12 protein-coding genes are annotated in these 14567 nt (G+C 34.5%); 10 read left to right on the top strand and 2 right to left on the bottom strand.

Annotated elements, in window-relative coordinates:
- Positions 1 to 269: 269 nt before the first annotated feature.
- From M3234_RS24915 to M3234_RS24895, 5 genes are all read left to right on the top strand, one after another.
- A complete protein-coding gene (locus M3234_RS24915; RefSeq protein WP_262307285.1) occupies positions 270 to 926 on the top strand; it encodes a YaaW family protein in 657 nt (218 codons plus the stop codon).
- Positions 926 to 1882 (top strand): hypothetical protein, encoded by a 957-nt coding sequence (locus M3234_RS24910; RefSeq protein WP_262307284.1) that lies wholly within the window; start codon positions 926 to 928, stop codon positions 1880 to 1882. Before M3234_RS24915 ends, M3234_RS24910 begins: the two co-directional genes overlap by 1 nt.
- Positions 1883 to 2335: 453 nt before the next feature.
- Entirely contained in the window at positions 2336 to 3715 is a 1380-nt protein-coding gene (locus M3234_RS24905; RefSeq protein WP_262307283.1) for a metal-binding protein, read from the top strand.
- Positions 3716 to 4690: 975 nt separating this feature from the next.
- Positions 4691 to 5341 (top strand): hypothetical protein, encoded by a 651-nt coding sequence (locus M3234_RS24900; protein ID WP_262307282.1) that lies wholly within the window; start codon positions 4691 to 4693, stop codon positions 5339 to 5341.
- 353 nt (positions 5342 to 5694) lie between these two features.
- A complete protein-coding gene (locus M3234_RS24895; protein WP_262307281.1) occupies positions 5695 to 6585 on the top strand; it encodes an FRG domain-containing protein in 891 nt (296 codons plus the stop codon).
- Positions 6586 to 7225: 640 nt separating this feature from the next.
- Here M3234_RS24895 and M3234_RS24890 read toward each other — a convergent pair.
- Positions 7226 to 8080 (bottom strand): malate synthase, encoded by an 855-nt coding sequence (locus M3234_RS24890; protein WP_262307280.1) that lies wholly within the window; start codon positions 8078 to 8080, stop codon positions 7226 to 7228.
- A gap of 438 nt (positions 8081 to 8518) precedes the next feature.
- Here M3234_RS24890 and M3234_RS24885 point away from each other — a divergent pair, with 438 nt between their 5' ends.
- The 5 genes from M3234_RS24885 (at position 8519) to M3234_RS24865 (ending at position 13120) form a co-directional block, all read left to right on the top strand.
- Positions 8519 to 8893 carry a DUF956 family protein gene (locus tag M3234_RS24885; RefSeq protein ID WP_262307279.1) on the top strand — a complete coding sequence of 125 codons (375 nt, stop codon included), beginning with the start codon at positions 8519 to 8521 and terminating at the stop codon, positions 8891 to 8893.
- Positions 8894 to 9268: 375 nt separating this feature from the next.
- Positions 9269 to 10249 carry a mannose/fructose/sorbose PTS transporter subunit IIA gene (locus M3234_RS24880; protein ID WP_262307278.1) on the top strand — a complete coding sequence of 327 codons (981 nt, stop codon included), beginning with the start codon at positions 9269 to 9271 and terminating at the stop codon, positions 10247 to 10249.
- 32 nt (positions 10250 to 10281) lie between these two features.
- Entirely contained in the window at positions 10282 to 11088 is an 807-nt protein-coding gene (locus tag M3234_RS24875) for a PTS mannose/fructose/sorbose transporter subunit IIC (RefSeq protein WP_262307277.1), read from the top strand.
- Positions 11089 to 11105: 17 nt separating this feature from the next.
- Entirely contained in the window at positions 11106 to 12017 is a 912-nt protein-coding gene (locus tag M3234_RS24870; RefSeq protein WP_262307276.1) for a PTS system mannose/fructose/sorbose family transporter subunit IID, read from the top strand.
- An 86-nt stretch (positions 12018 to 12103) separates the two neighbouring features.
- Positions 12104 to 13120 carry an oxidoreductase gene (locus M3234_RS24865; RefSeq protein WP_262307275.1) on the top strand — a complete coding sequence of 339 codons (1017 nt, stop codon included), beginning with the start codon at positions 12104 to 12106 and terminating at the stop codon, positions 13118 to 13120.
- 49 nt (positions 13121 to 13169) lie between these two features.
- Here the strand turns inward: M3234_RS24865 and M3234_RS24860 are convergent, their stop codons facing one another.
- Positions 13170 to 14564 (bottom strand): M24 family metallopeptidase, encoded by a 1395-nt coding sequence (locus tag M3234_RS24860; RefSeq protein ID WP_262307274.1) that lies wholly within the window; start codon positions 14562 to 14564, stop codon positions 13170 to 13172.
- Positions 14565 to 14567: the final 3 nt, after the last annotated feature.

Here is a 14567-nt window from a genome sequence, read left to right as displayed (position 1 = left end):
GGTTTCGGAACATTGGGAGTTAATTTATTTGATTATTGATAATAATGAAGTCTTTATTTAAATAGATATTTGGTTGGTTCTTCTGCTTTCGATAAAAAGCAATATAACCGTCCCTCTCCTAAATACAAAAACAAATACAGGAAATTTGTTAGGTGAATCATTAAGTAAATCAAATCGTAATAAGATGGATAATTTCACTTTTGTTTTTGTTAATGATTTTAGTAAATCCTTACTTATTACTTATACAAAAGTTATTAGGGGATGTGGCAATGAGTAGAGAGTCTACAGAAAGATTACGGGTTTTACTAAATAAAGCTACCGACGAAGATCTATATACTTTAATGGAATATAATTATGGAGAGAACTGCCCATCTGTTGGTGTTGACGACCTAATAAGGAAAATTAGATATAATGGTAGCCATAATTTAGCATACTTATTTAGAAAACTTGATGGTGTTGAGTACTTAGAAATTGTTCAGGATGTTGCCAGAAAGTTAAAAGTCGAATATACAGATAATGAAAATGAACAAAATATTGAAGCGAAAATAATGGTAAAGTTTTTGCGGGATTTTATGAAAAACACAAAAGAGGAGGAGAAAAGGGAATTTCAAGAATATCTTAAGCAACAAGGTGTTCAGGAACTTGATGATCATGCTATTTTAAAATATATATTGGGAAACCCTGCTGCTCTTGAAGGAGTAGTCAAGCTTTTTGCCGCAATCGCTAATAAAATTGCCATGCAGTTACTTAGAAGAGAAATTAAAGCAGCAGCATATCCCTTAATGGGAGAAATAGCAGTTTTAGGAGGTTTGCTAATATTATTCGCTGGTCCCGCATATAAGAAAACAACACCATCGGTAATACATATTGCATTTTTAAGACAAAAAATTAAATTGCAGGATTTTAAGGATGGTGATGATTTGTAATGGAAAAGGACATAGAAGTCTTATTTGGTATACCTGAAGACATACTTGTTGGTTTGAAAAGCGGAGAATACAAGCGTTACGGTGGTTCTATCAGACATAGAAGGGGCTATTTTGTTGCCCATTTAAAAGAAACAGGACGTGTTGATTTAGAAAAAATAAATCAATTCCTTCCAAAAGTGCAAGAACAGTTGAATTTGTTGAATATTACGAGTTCAATTGCTGCTGTATCAAGTGTATTAAATCTTACAGTTTCTATGGCTGGCTTTGAATATCTGGCATATAGGGTAAATCAAATTGAAAATAAATTAGAAAAGATGGATGTAAAATTAGACTCTATCATTGATATTGTTGGAGATATAAGGGATAGGCAGGAACACACTGTTAAAGCAAAATTGAAAAATGCGATTGAAATTGCAGAGAGGGCAACTAAGAGGTCTCAAAGCAGTGAGGGTAAAATGGACTTTTTAGATGCATCTAAATTATTCTCTGAAACGAAAGCATATTTTGGGTTGTTCGTTGAAAAAATCATTAAAAGTAAAAAAATCTTGGCATTTAGCGAAATGGCATATGAGTATTTTTCTCTTTATATAATTTCGGTAGTTGGCGAAATTAGAACTAGACTATATCTTAAAGACTTCATCGCATCAAACTTTGAATTGGATGGGGCGATAAACTTTATTAAATTTTTCGTAGACAAATTTATGGAAGAACGCAATATTTTAAATCCGGATTTTCTTCTTTTAGACAGTGAACAAGTTCCAGTTATAAAAAGTAGGTTAACTCAAATAAAAGAAATCAAAAATAGACTGGAAAGCTTTCAAGAGGAAATTTGTTTTATTGAGAATAACAAGATAGATTATGCTTCATGGGAAGCAATAAGTGCTCCTGAAGAGATTGATTCGCCTTTTATAATTATACGGACGGGTGAATCGGTTCAACTGAAACTTAATAAGTGAATATTAAAAATAAACCAAATATTCTCTTTGGTAAGTGAATTATTGTCAGAAACTTAAAAGATATTCTGCTTTTTATTTATAATGATAAGGGGGATTTCCCGCCTTCCACAATAGTGTATGTAAGAATTTAACTTTTGGCATTTTTTAAGGTAAACACAACTACATCTTAAATGTCTGGGACCACCACTCAAGCCATTGCGCGGTCGCAAAGATAGAGTTAAATAGTAATGCTGCAGAGATCTTATAAGGGTCTCTGCTTTTTTGTAGTATTTCAAAATAGTTTAATTTATGAATTACTCTTATATATCGTAGTAGACCATTACTACGCAATAAATTACTTTTTTTAAAACAAAGGAAACAGGATAATAACGTAACACTTACACAAATGAATGATTTGGGAGGAAAATGTATTAATTTGTAGAAAGTATATAATTGTAGAAGGAAGTGATATTAGTGGTTACGATGAGAGGAAATCTTCAGTGCGAAGTGTGTGGTGCAAAAACTCTTATACGAATTCAAGTTGGATGGTTAGATATGCATCCAATCCGCTTTAACTGTGGGAAATGTGGCATTTTGATTACGGGAACCATGTATCAAGACCAATTGAATGTGAATGCACATACTGAATTTGATAATGTAAAAAAAGTACCAGATAAAGGTGACTCTGATTTTCATATAGAAGTATCAGGCGAATTACTAACAGAGAAACTCCAGCCATATAAATTTAAAAATACTCTTTTTCCACCATTCTTTACAAGTGGCATATGGATGATGGATGAGGGAATGGGTGAATTCAAGGAAAGAACGTTAAGGTTCCTATCTATAATAAAAAATGACTGGCCAAAGTATAGGAGGGTTAATGAGTTATGGTTTAATGGGAATTACCAATACCTTAGGAAAGATTTAAAAAAACAAATTAGTAATAAGCAATTTCCATTAAATAATGAATTGCAATATTTAATTGCGATTCGACAAACAAACATAAGATTATTATCAAGTATATTAAGTGAAAATTTCTTTGAAAAGCAAATCAAATTTATTGGAGAAGAAGTTTCCGATCTTAAAAAAAATAAAGATAAAGAATTCTTAACTTTAATAGAATATTTCTCTACTTCAATACATAGAAACGAGGAAAAAATATTCGAATGCATTAAGCAATTTATTGAAAAATTTAGATTTATGATTCCCGTTTTCGGAATCGAGTTTTATAAAAATGGTTCCCAAACAGAATTATATGAAAAAGGTATTACAACAGTATCCTTTGAGGAATTAAAGCAATTCTATGTGGATGTTTATGAGGTTATCACGGAAATGTTAGAGCTTATAGTAGCTTATAATAATCTTAAATATCGTGGTAATTTTCAACTTATGAAAGAAAAAAGGAAAGATGTCGTTACATTAGACGACTACAAAAAGAAAAATAAGGGTGCGAAATTAGAGTTTGTAGATGGAAATGAGGAGTACGATAATATAGTGTACCCTTACTTAAATAATAAACTAAGAAATGCTATTGGACACAACACTTATAAAATGGATATACAAAGTCAACAAATTACATATTTCCCAAAAGGTACTGAGGATAATGAAGACCATCCAGTGATTTCATTAAAAGACTTTACACGAAGTTGTTGGGATATATTCCAGTCATTAATGAACCTTTCAGAATTAGTTTACCAAACTAGAAAGGTTTACTACTTGAATCAAGATCTTAAACCTGCGGTTGAACATATATACGAAGAAAAAGCCCCATCAAAGAAGAAAAAGAAAAAACAAAATAGTAAGCGGAATAGTGAAAAGCAAAAAAGAGAATCTAGAAAGAAAAACAGAAAATAGGTAGTAAATGAATGATAGAAAAGCCACATATTAATGACAAATAACAATTGGGGGATTTTGAAAAAGAATAATAACAAAACAAAGTCATAGGCTACACAGTACAAACATACAGGTAATAGATCAACCATCTGGAGATGATTGCTTTTAAAGTGGTCGTCTTTTCTTATTGACTATTACTACGATAAGGCTTCACCCTCACGGATTTCATCCGGGATTATCCGATGAAGAAGATTCTATCTTTCGATTACATCTCGTACAGATTTCTACTCTTGAAATTCTAAGACGATTTGATGTTGGTCATACATAAATAGTGGATTTTCAAGGGGCCACAAAAAGTCATTACTCTGATTTTTTGCGGCCCCTTTGTTTGTGCAATAACAATATTCAGCAATCGGGCGCTTATTTTTGAAGAAGAACAAGAAAAAGAAATTTTTATTAGTTGCACAGTACAAATATACTATTCAATAGAAAAAAGATACTCTGCAAAAGGTAAGTATTAAATAAATACACTGCTTTATAAGGTAAACACTGATACAACAATATGTCTGCGAGCACCATTCAAGTCAGATAGAGGAAGTTCTAATTGAAATATATAAATGTAAAAGTCTTATTCTAATAAAGGATAAGGTTTTTTTCGAATATTTAGGGAAGGTGCTAAGCTCTGTTAACCATTTTGGTCTGAAATGTAATAATTTGTATCTTGATTATCATGAATAGGAAGGAAAAACAAGTAAATTGTCGAATAATGAATAAGGGCTTTTAATGATAGCGTGGTATAGCAGTAATGAAAAACCAAAAGATTTAATTGTGTTAAAATTGCTGAATTTAGGATTGAAGATCAGCAGAAATCTCATAAAGGACCATTGTTGTTTAAAGCTATAGAAGCAAGAAAAGTATTATAAATTTGATGGAGAGGTATTTCATTTAAGGCAAGTCAATTGAATTGTAACTTTATTACATTGGAGAGAGTTATATATGAATGGGGCACTTCCAGAGACCAACTTTATTTATGAAAAGCTTTTGAGTGATGAACAAAAGGGATATATTAAAGCTTTCCTAGATGAAATAGAAACAAAGAAAGAAAAATATGAAACCCAAGTTTTATGGTTAATGGACCAAAAAATAGGTGGAATTGGTGGCTACTGTATGCCCGCTGATCCAAAGAAAAACCCTTTTCCAGGAGGTTTGGAGAGGGAACTCTTTCGCCCATTGCAGTATGCAAGGTCTGAGATTGATGTCTTAGATGTTAGATTGCATGCTAGGCATGTTATACAATATAGTGGTATGCATTTAGAAGCTGTTATGAGACTCTTTGTTGTCAGTACAAAATTAATGGGTAAATTAAGATTCTCCAAATCTACTTTAGGAAAATTAGCACACGAAACAAAAGAAAAAAATATTTTTGATAAAGTGCTCATTAATTCATTATTTAATTTTATCGTTTTATTTAACAAAGCTAAACACGAAGTGAACATGAGTGATGAGAGGGCCCGTCTATTTTCAGTAGAAGATGCAATTATTAGCTATTTTGCAGCAAGGATAATAGGGAAAACTGTACTTGCAGAAATAGAATACCCGCTGTCTTTGAATACGTATGAAATAAATAATGATCCATTTGAGTTTTAATTTATTTTATTTAATCTAGTTTGGGCAACTATGTGCTTAAAATAGTACTGTTTATTAGGTGGCATGTGTATGGCTTTGCTGTTATAAAGAGAAAGAAATCCAACAACTGAGAAAATAGAAGAATTAGCTAGTAATTGGTCCGAAAATATTGGGGTTAACCTGGAAATAAGCAAATGGAAATATCTAAGGAGTAGAATGAATGAGTAAAACCATCTTATCTTATCAATTGAGGGGAAGATTGCAATTCACAGTTCATTTAGTAATCTTACATAACCAAGTTGAAGAGATACATAGGAGTTTAGTAACTATGAATTAAGATTAAAAAATTATTGGAATGGAAGGAGAGATTATATATGAATCTTGAAGCTGAAAAGGTTACAAGTATTGAAACATATCTTAATCAGCTCCCAAGGCTAAATGAAAAGCTGGGAGGAACTATCTTCTATAGGGGACAAAGTAAAATTTCTTATAATTTAACTCCTTCAATTTTTAGAGGCGGTTTACGGCAGGAGGAACATAATATATATACACAGATCTTAACAGAATGTGCGCATGAATTTGAAGGTTGTAATTTCCATAATGAGATTTTATCAAAGATGCAACATTATGGTGTCCCTACACGATTGCTTGATGTAACAACTAATGCTTTGGTTGCATTGTATTTTGCATGTGAAAGAAATTATAAAGAAGATGGTGTTGTTTTTGTAATTAAAACAGATAAGTCAAGTATTAAACAGTATGATAGTGATGCAATATCTATTTTATCTTCTCTCCCAAGATTTAATTATGAGGAGAAAGAAGAAATAGCGGATCTAGCTACAAATGCACAATTAGAAATGCGGGAAAGTCCATTAGAAGAAACAATTATAAAGTTTAATGATAAGAAGATAATTAAAAGGCTTTTGCATGAAATTAAGAAAGAAAAACCTGCTTTTGAGAATATTATTAATCCAAAAGACATACTGACAAATTACTTTTTTCTCCCTCGTAAAACTAATGCACGAATTATTAGGCAAAGTGGGGCTTTTTTAATTTTCGGTTTAAAAGATAGAGAAATCGGAGATCAATTTTCTACTATAAATGAAGGTAATAGCCAATCTTATAAAATTATTATTGATAAAGATAGTAAGAAATCAATTATCGATCAGCTTATGGTTTTTGGAATTTCTAAAGCAACATTACATCCCGAGCTGTACAAAGTTGCTGAATTTATAAAGGAAAAGTATCACCTTGTTGATTGCTAGTAAATAAGTTCATAATAACATAATGAAATTTGTTGAAAGTCATATAGAAAGACCAACAACTGAATTAAAGGCTCATTTCCATGATTTTTTTAGTTCATTTAGACTGAAGCTTAAAAAAGAAAATGTTATTGAGTTACTAAAGGGATATGGCAAAATGTTATTATAGTTAATTTAAGTGTAATGTTTGCGACATTTTATTATTCTTTAATGTGGCTTAACATTTAAAAAACAATAAAATTAATAGAACGATTTGTTAATTGCTAAACTCTAAGCAGAAAGCTGTATTAGGTAAACGCCACTACATCAATACTTCTGCCATTACTACTCAAGCCATGATCACCATTCAAGCCATGTTGAGTGTGTGAACATTGGTGATGATTTCTGTTTTAAATTGCTAACATTTTGCTAACGCCATCCCATAATAAACGGTAAATCACCGTTAAAGATGTTACAGTAAGTAATATCCAAAACGTTGATTTACCGCGTTTCTTGCACATGTCGTTAACGATATTACACTCTCAAAGCTTACGGGCGGCATGATGTAATAAACATTATTGAACCTTATATGTCAAGGTGATAAAGGTCACGAGCTGTACTCGTGACCTTTTTTAAACTGTACATATTAATTTTGCAGTAGTATCTATATACGCAATAATGCACCATTAGGCTCTGGTAACTCGTCTTCCCTGATCCGATTCATTCTACAAAAATTTTCAAAGAAGGTTTGTGCTAGTTCCCGTTCCTGTGTGTCACTTTTTAAAGAAACAATATCAAGTAAGATTTGAGCCATCCATTCATTATCGAAATAACGGTATTTACCTGTATTCCAAGTCATTTTGTGAGGGGATTTTTCGTTTACATAATATTTCCAAAAGGGCATCTTATCCGATTCCTGTTCTGTAAGCTGTAGTCTATATTCTGAATGAGCAGGAATATAACCATCTTCACAAAACTGACCGATAAAATCCTCATTCACCATATAAACACCCAAGATACGTCTGTCTTTTTCAGCCGTACTGGAATCTCTTGCTGTTAAAAGGCAAACGCTATTTGGGTATAAGCGGGTAGGTTTGTTTGGCTTTCCTTTGTTATTGCCGCTTTTTATTACCCCAGTAAAAACTTTCCACTCTGTAAAAACTTTACTCTGTTCTTCGACATCACACCAAAAAACCATTTGTGACTTGGGATGAAGTTTATGATTCTTCATAAGTTGTTCATGTTCCAAGCGAAGTTGTTGTTCTTTGCGTTGACGTTCTTTTTCTTCTTCCCTTTTCTGTTCCGCCTTCTCTTGTTCTAATTCTATTTTTTGTAACATCTTTTTAAGTGAATTGGCAGCATTATGATCATGCAGTTTTAGGAACTTTCCAAAAGCATCGGGAAAAACAAACTTTTTTTTCTCCGTTGCGAAATCTATTTCTATGATAGAATCATTATGGTTCACAATACTTCCCGTGCCAAAACGCTTATGCGTTACTTCTTTATTGATTAGATTCATTATTTTTGTCCTCCCTTTAATACTAAATAAAACTTTGTTGTGCCTCTTCCTCCTATCTGGTTGATAACCTAAAATTGGTGACTTTCGATATTTATGCAACTAGTTCCATTACGACTTTTTCTTCTTCAGTTCCTTCGGTTGAAGAAGAGATATAAAAAAAACGCACCCAAATTCTATCTGCAAAAAGATTACATAAGAATTTGAAATACGCTTAAAAAAGTATTGTAATATCATTGTAACATTTCTCGAAAGAGTATTGCAAATAATATGTTGACAACGCAATTTATTGTAATGTAAAATATAAGATTATTTTATTTTCCTTGCTTGTATTTACCTCCATATTCGAGGAACTGGAACCAGTCCTAAGTATTTTTGCTTAAAGTGAAAAAATGCGTATAATAAAAATTATTATTAAAAGAAAGAAATGGAGTCAATCAAATGGTCCAATCAATCAATACAAAGGTCGATTTAGTTATTGATGCAACCTCCCACATGGGACTTGCAGAATATGGTAAAATCATGATCGGAGACAAAGGATTTGAATTCTTTAATAGTCGTGATGTCCGTAAGTTTTATCAAATCCCTTGGGAAGAAGTGGATTACGTGATTGCTTCTGTCATGTTCAAAGGGAAATGGATCCCCCGTTATGCTATCCGAACGAAGCGAAATGGGACGTATACATTTTCTTCTAAAGATCCCAAAAAAGTGTTGCGCGTCATTCGTGAATATGTTGATCCTAACCATATGGTCCAGTCATTGAGTTTTTTTGATGTTGTCAAACGCGGCTTGAAGAGCAAATTTTCAAAAAAATGATTCCCTCTTGAAGAGAAATATTCGCTATGCTATAATTAAAAAGAAGCTCATTAAAGTGATGCATCTAACATTGGTGCAAAAGTTGTTTATTTAACACTCTAATTACAGCGTTTGCAAAATAAATTAAATAGCTATCGTTATTATTTTTTACGTGTTACTGATTCGATCAGGCATGAGTGAAAAGTATTGATTGAAATGAAGGTTAAGGGGCATTCTATACCCATATCTTCATTTAATCGACTTTTTACTCATGCCTTTTTTGTGTTTTGCCGATACTGTAATCGCTTAAAATGAGCAGAAAAATACAGCTAAAAAAAACATTCCTTACTTTTACTAGTTTAATTAGCTGTAAAAATCCTAATAGGAGGGAAAGAGATGGTAGGAATTATTATTGCTAGTCACGGTGAATTTGCCACTGGTATCTTGCAATCTGGAGAGATGATCTTTGGAAAACAAGAAAATGTCAAAGCTGTTACATTGATGCCAAGCGAAGGACCTGATGATGTAAAGGCAAAAATGCAAGAAGCAATCGCCTCTTTCGACAACCAAGACGAGGTATTATTCTTAGTCGATCTTTGGGGTGGAACTCCTTTCAACCAAGCCAACAGCTTGTTTGAAGGACACAAAGACAAATGGGCAATCGTTGCTGGTATGAACTTGCCAATGGTGATTGAAGCATTTGCATCACGCTTCTCAATGAACACAGCGCATGAAATTGCCGCGCATATTTTAGGCACAGCTAAAGAAGGGGTAAAAGTAAACCCTGAGGAATTAGAACCAGCAGCACCATCTGCTGCAGCTGCAACTGCAAAACCAGTAAATGCAGGTGCTCCAGGTAAATTTGAATATGTGTTAGCGCGTATCGATTCTCGTTTACTTCATGGACAGGTAGCAACTACTTGGACCAAAACGACACAGCCTACACGGATTATCGTTGTATCTGATGCAGTAGCTAAGGATGAACTTCGTAAGAAATTGATCCAACAAGCTGCTCCTCCAGGTGTTAAGGCTCACGTTGTTCCTGTCAACAAAATGATCGAACTTGCAAAAGATGATCAGCACTTTGGCGGCCAGCGCGCGTTACTTCTGTTCGAAAACCCGCAAGATGCGCTTAGAGCGGTTGAAGGCGGCGTTCCATTGAAGACAATCAACGTTGGTTCGATGGCACACTCACCTGGTAAAGTTCAACCGAATAAAGTGTTGGCCTTTAACCAAGCGGATATTGATACGTTTAAAAAGTTAAAAGAACTTGGTTTGAACTTCGATGTCCGTAAAGTTCCGAGCGATTCAAAAGGCGACATGAACGAAATTATCAAGAGGGCTCAAGAAGAGTTAAACAAACAAAAACAAAAATAATCCTAATTATCAAAGAGAATGGAGGATTAATCATGGATTTGAATGTGATTCAAATAATATTAATCTTTGTCATAGCATTTTTAGCTGGGATGGAAGGTATTTTGGATGAATTCCAATTCCACCAGCCACTCGTTGCTTGTACGTTAATTGGCTTAGTTTCAGGAAACTTAGTACCATGTCTTATCTTAGGTGGTACTCTTCAATTGATCGCTTTAGGTTGGGCAAACATCGGAGCGGCCGTAGCACCGGATGCTGCGTTAGCCTCAGTTGCATCTGCCATTATTTTAGTTTTAGGTGGACAAGGTAAAGAGGGTGTGGCTTCTGCCATTGCGATTGCTGTTCCGCTTGCAGTTGCTGGCCTTTTATTAACCATCCTCGTTCGTACACTTGCAACAGCAATCGTACACATTATGGATGCTGCAGCTCTAGAAGGAAACATCAAAAAAGTTGAATTTTGGCAAATCGTTGCCATCTGCATGCAGGGGTTACGTATTGCCATTCCAGCTGCATTAATTATCGCTATTGGTGCAGGTCCGGTTAAAGACTTACTCACATCAATGCCAACTTGGTTAACAAGCGGGTTGGCAATCGGTGGGGGAATGGTCGTAGCCGTTGGTTATGCAATGGTTATTAACATGATGGCTACAAAAGAAGTATGGCCATTCTTCGCAATTGGTTTCGTGTTAGCGACTGTTTCACAAATCACACTTATCGGTCTAGGTGCTATCGGTGTGGCTCTTGCCCTTATCTATTTAGCGCTTTCTAAACAAGGCGGTTCAGGTAATGGCGGAAACGGAAACACCGGTGATCCTATCGGCGATATAATTGATAATTACTAAGAAGGAGGGCGCAAAAAATGGCAAATGAATTAAGATTATCAAAAAAAGATCGTATTTCTGTTTGGTGGCGTTCCACTTTCATTCAAGGTTCTTGGAACTATGAACGTATGCAAAACGGCGGCTGGGCATATACGATGATTCCCGCAATCAAACGATTATATAATACGAAAGAAGATCGTGCTGCTGCACTAAAACGTCACTTAGAGTTCTTTAATACTCACCCATATGTAGCTTCACCTATTATTGGTGTAACGTTAGCGCTTGAAGAAGAACGTGCAAATGGTGCGCCGGTTGACGACACAGCCATTCAAGGGGTTAAAGTCGGTATGATGGGGCCTTTGGCAGGGATCGGGGATCCAGTTTTCTGGTTCACGGTTAGACCAATCCTTGGTGCGTTAGGTGCTTCTCTTGCCTTGACCGGTAACATCCTTGGGCCGATTATTTTCTTCGTTTTATGGAATCTCATTCGTATGGGATTCACGTGGTATACGCAAGAATTTGGTTACAAAGCTGGTTCTAAAATTACGGAAGACTTATCTGGCGGAATACTTCAAGATATCACGAAAGGTGCATCCATCTTGGGTATGTTCATCCTTGGTGCATTAGTTAACCGTTGGGTATCAGTACAATTTACGCCAGTTGTATCCGAAGTTAAACTTTCCAAAGGTGCTTATATTGACTGGAGTAACTTACCTGCCGGAGCGGAAGGGATTAAATCTGCGTTGCAACAGCAAGCTGCAGGTCTTTCATTAGAACCTGTTAAAGTAACAACTTTACAAGCCAACTTGGACAGCTTAATTCCTGGTTTTGCTGGATTGCTGTTAACACTTCTTAGCATGTGGCTGCTTAAGAAGAAAGTTTCCCCAATCATTTTGATTCTAGGATTGTTCGCGGTTGGTGTTGTCTTCCACTTATTAAAATTAATGTAATATAATAAAGAAGCACCTCCTTGTATGATAATCCTATCAATTTAAGGAGGTGCTTTACATATATCCATATCTTTTAGGGGGTTGCTATGCTTACGATCGGTTATATTGGAAATGGAAAAAGCACGAACAGATATCATCTGCCATTTGTCCTACAAAGAGACAATATAAAGGTAAAAACCATTTTTCAAAGAAATCCCAAGCATGAAAGTTGGGAACGGATTCCAGGAGTAAACTATACTTCTGATTTAGATGAACTATTAACTGACAAGGACATTCAACTCATTGTCGTGTGCACAAGACATGACAGTCATTATGAATACGCAAAATTAGTCTTGGAACATAATAAACACTGTTTGGTTGAAAAGCCTTTTATGGAGACCTCAGAACAGGCTAAAGAAATATTTGCTATGGCAAGAGAAAAAGGATTAATTGTACAGGCGTATCAAAACCGTCGTTTTGACAGTGATTTTTTAACCGTTCAAAAGGTCATGGAAGAAGGGAAACTAGGGGACTTGCTGGAAATCGAAATGCATTATGACTATTATCGTCCAGAAGTACCAGAGTCTGCTCACTCTTTTGATCCTGCTTCGTCCTTTTTATATGGCCATGGCACCCATACACTGGATCAGGTGATCAGCCTTTTTGGAAAGCCTGATCATATCCATTATGATGTGAGGCAATTATTAGGCCAAGGAAGAATGAATGATTATTTTGATCTGGATTTATATTACGGTACGCTAAAAGTATCGGTCAAATCCAGTTATTTTAGATTGAAGGAAAGACCAAGCTTCGTCGTATATGGCAAAAAAGGATGCTTTGTAAAAGAAACCAAAGACCGTCAGGAAGAGCATTTAAAGTTATTTTACATGCCGGATAACAAAGATTTTGGAATCGATACAATAAACCATTATGGTGTACTGACATATATTGATGAAGAAGGTACCATCCACGAGGAAAAAGTGAAATCCGTAAATGGGGATTATGGAAGAGTATATGATGATTTATACGAAGCCATCATAAATGGTAAAGATAAAACCATTACAGACGAACAGACACTGCTGCAAATAGAAATATTAGAAACTGGAGTTAAAAATCTGAAGTAAAGTAAAAAAGGTCTTTCATCCTGAATGGATGAAGACCTTTTTTCATTTTTTATTTACAGGTCAATGCCTGATCTTTCGTTAGTAAATAAGGTCTATAATAACCAACGGTGTTTGATAGAGGAAGTACTTCTTCTGATAGATGGATGTTTAACTGTTCTTGAATGTAATTTCTTCGTTTTTGAATTCTATTCCATACTTGCGGGTATTCGTTTTTAAGCTTATTTCTTAATTCTTCATTTGCCAGAGCAATGGTATCTTCTGCACTAACACCTGCATAGCCTTCAATGGAAGGGATAATATCAATTTGGAGAATCATTCCACTTTTAAGTTCTTCAGTAGAATCTGGGTAAATCGGTGAAGACATCCACTCTTCATCGGAAACAAGATGTCCTGGGTTTAACTGCCAATTGTATTTTTCTTTTGGGAATATCACTTCTATTAAATCGTAAAAGTTTCCACCCGACATTCCGATTTTAATGTTCTCTAACCAATATACAAAGGTTTGATAATAAGGAATGGCGACTTTATCTAAATAATCTTTTTGAGAAGAAGGGAGTTGTTCTTTATTTTCAACAATAAACCCAGTTCTGCTGGTCAGACCTCCCTTATAGCCTGTTGTTAATGATATCGGATCTCCTACTTTGGTCTGTTTGTTAGTAGGATAAAGGTTTGCAAATTCAAAACGCTTGCCAGTAGCGGCGATGGTAACAACATTATTTGTTTGCCCGTCACCATTCAGAATACTCCCTAAAAAGGATTCTTTAACATCTATATCAACCGCATTCAAAGCTTTTAGCATACAAGATGAAGCCAGGTTTGCCCCATATTCATAATGAGCAATTTCATTAGCATTATTTGTTGTCCTAATCCCAATGTCTCCTCTTATAAATAAGTAAGCTGCATTGACAATCTTTGCATACTCATGCTTTGCCTTTCTGACTGCCTCAACAATAAAATGAGGAATATCAAATAAAGTATCGTTATCTTGTACTTTTGAAGTAAACATCTTCCATCCAACAAGACCAATCTTTTTACTTGTTGAAAAATTAATTTGATCCAATATCATTTCTAATGGATGATCATTGTTCATTGGTTGATTATTCAAAGAAAAAAGTGGACAGTGATAAACAGTACCCGTTGTACGAGCATGCTTTGCCATTTTTAGATTTTCATTCCCCAAAATATAGGAACAATCTCCATTGCTTTTTATTACGAAAACAGCTTCTTCAAATCTTGGAATAAAACCCGTCAAGTATTCAAAATTACTTCCATGTTCTTTATCAGCGTAAATAACTAATGCATCATACTCTTCTTTTTTCATTAATTGAAGAAGTTTTTCTTTTCTTTTGTTGATCGTCTCATCAGTTAAATAAACTGGGGGAACATTGTCATAAATTTCAGGCTGTTCTATTTGCATCCATTTTACTTGTTTCTTCATTTTCATAAA

The sequence above is a fragment of the Neobacillus niacini genome (assembly GCF_023715785.1).
Classification (GTDB): domain Bacteria; phylum Bacillota; class Bacilli; order Bacillales; family Cytobacillaceae; genus Neobacillus; species Neobacillus niacini_E.
The sequence above is the reverse complement of the archived record's forward strand: the minus strand, read 5'-3'. Positions and strand labels throughout refer to the sequence as shown.

Coding starts and splice junctions, on each gene's coding strand:
- M3234_RS24890 (WP_262307280.1), bottom strand. CDS start 8,080: ATGAATCTAATCAATAAAGAAGTAACGCATAAGCGTTTTGGCACGGGA.
- M3234_RS24915 (WP_262307285.1), top strand. CDS start 270: ATGAGTAGAGAGTCTACAGAAAGATTACGGGTTTTACTAAATAAAGCT.
- M3234_RS24895 (WP_262307281.1), top strand. CDS start 5,695: ATGAATCTTGAAGCTGAAAAGGTTACAAGTATTGAAACATATCTTAAT.
- M3234_RS24880 (WP_262307278.1), top strand. CDS start 9,269: ATGGTAGGAATTATTATTGCTAGTCACGGTGAATTTGCCACTGGTATC.
- M3234_RS24900 (WP_262307282.1), top strand. CDS start 4,691: ATGAATGGGGCACTTCCAGAGACCAACTTTATTTATGAAAAGCTTTTG.
- M3234_RS24910 (WP_262307284.1), top strand. CDS start 926: ATGGAAAAGGACATAGAAGTCTTATTTGGTATACCTGAAGACATACTT.
- M3234_RS24875 (WP_262307277.1), top strand. CDS start 10,282: ATGGATTTGAATGTGATTCAAATAATATTAATCTTTGTCATAGCATTT.
- M3234_RS24870 (WP_262307276.1), top strand. CDS start 11,106: ATGGCAAATGAATTAAGATTATCAAAAAAAGATCGTATTTCTGTTTGG.
- M3234_RS24860 (WP_262307274.1), bottom strand. CDS start 14,564: ATGAAAATGAAGAAACAAGTAAAATGGATGCAAATAGAACAGCCTGAA.
- M3234_RS24885 (WP_262307279.1), top strand. CDS start 8,519: ATGGTCCAATCAATCAATACAAAGGTCGATTTAGTTATTGATGCAACC.
- M3234_RS24865 (WP_262307275.1), top strand. CDS start 12,104: ATGCTTACGATCGGTTATATTGGAAATGGAAAAAGCACGAACAGATAT.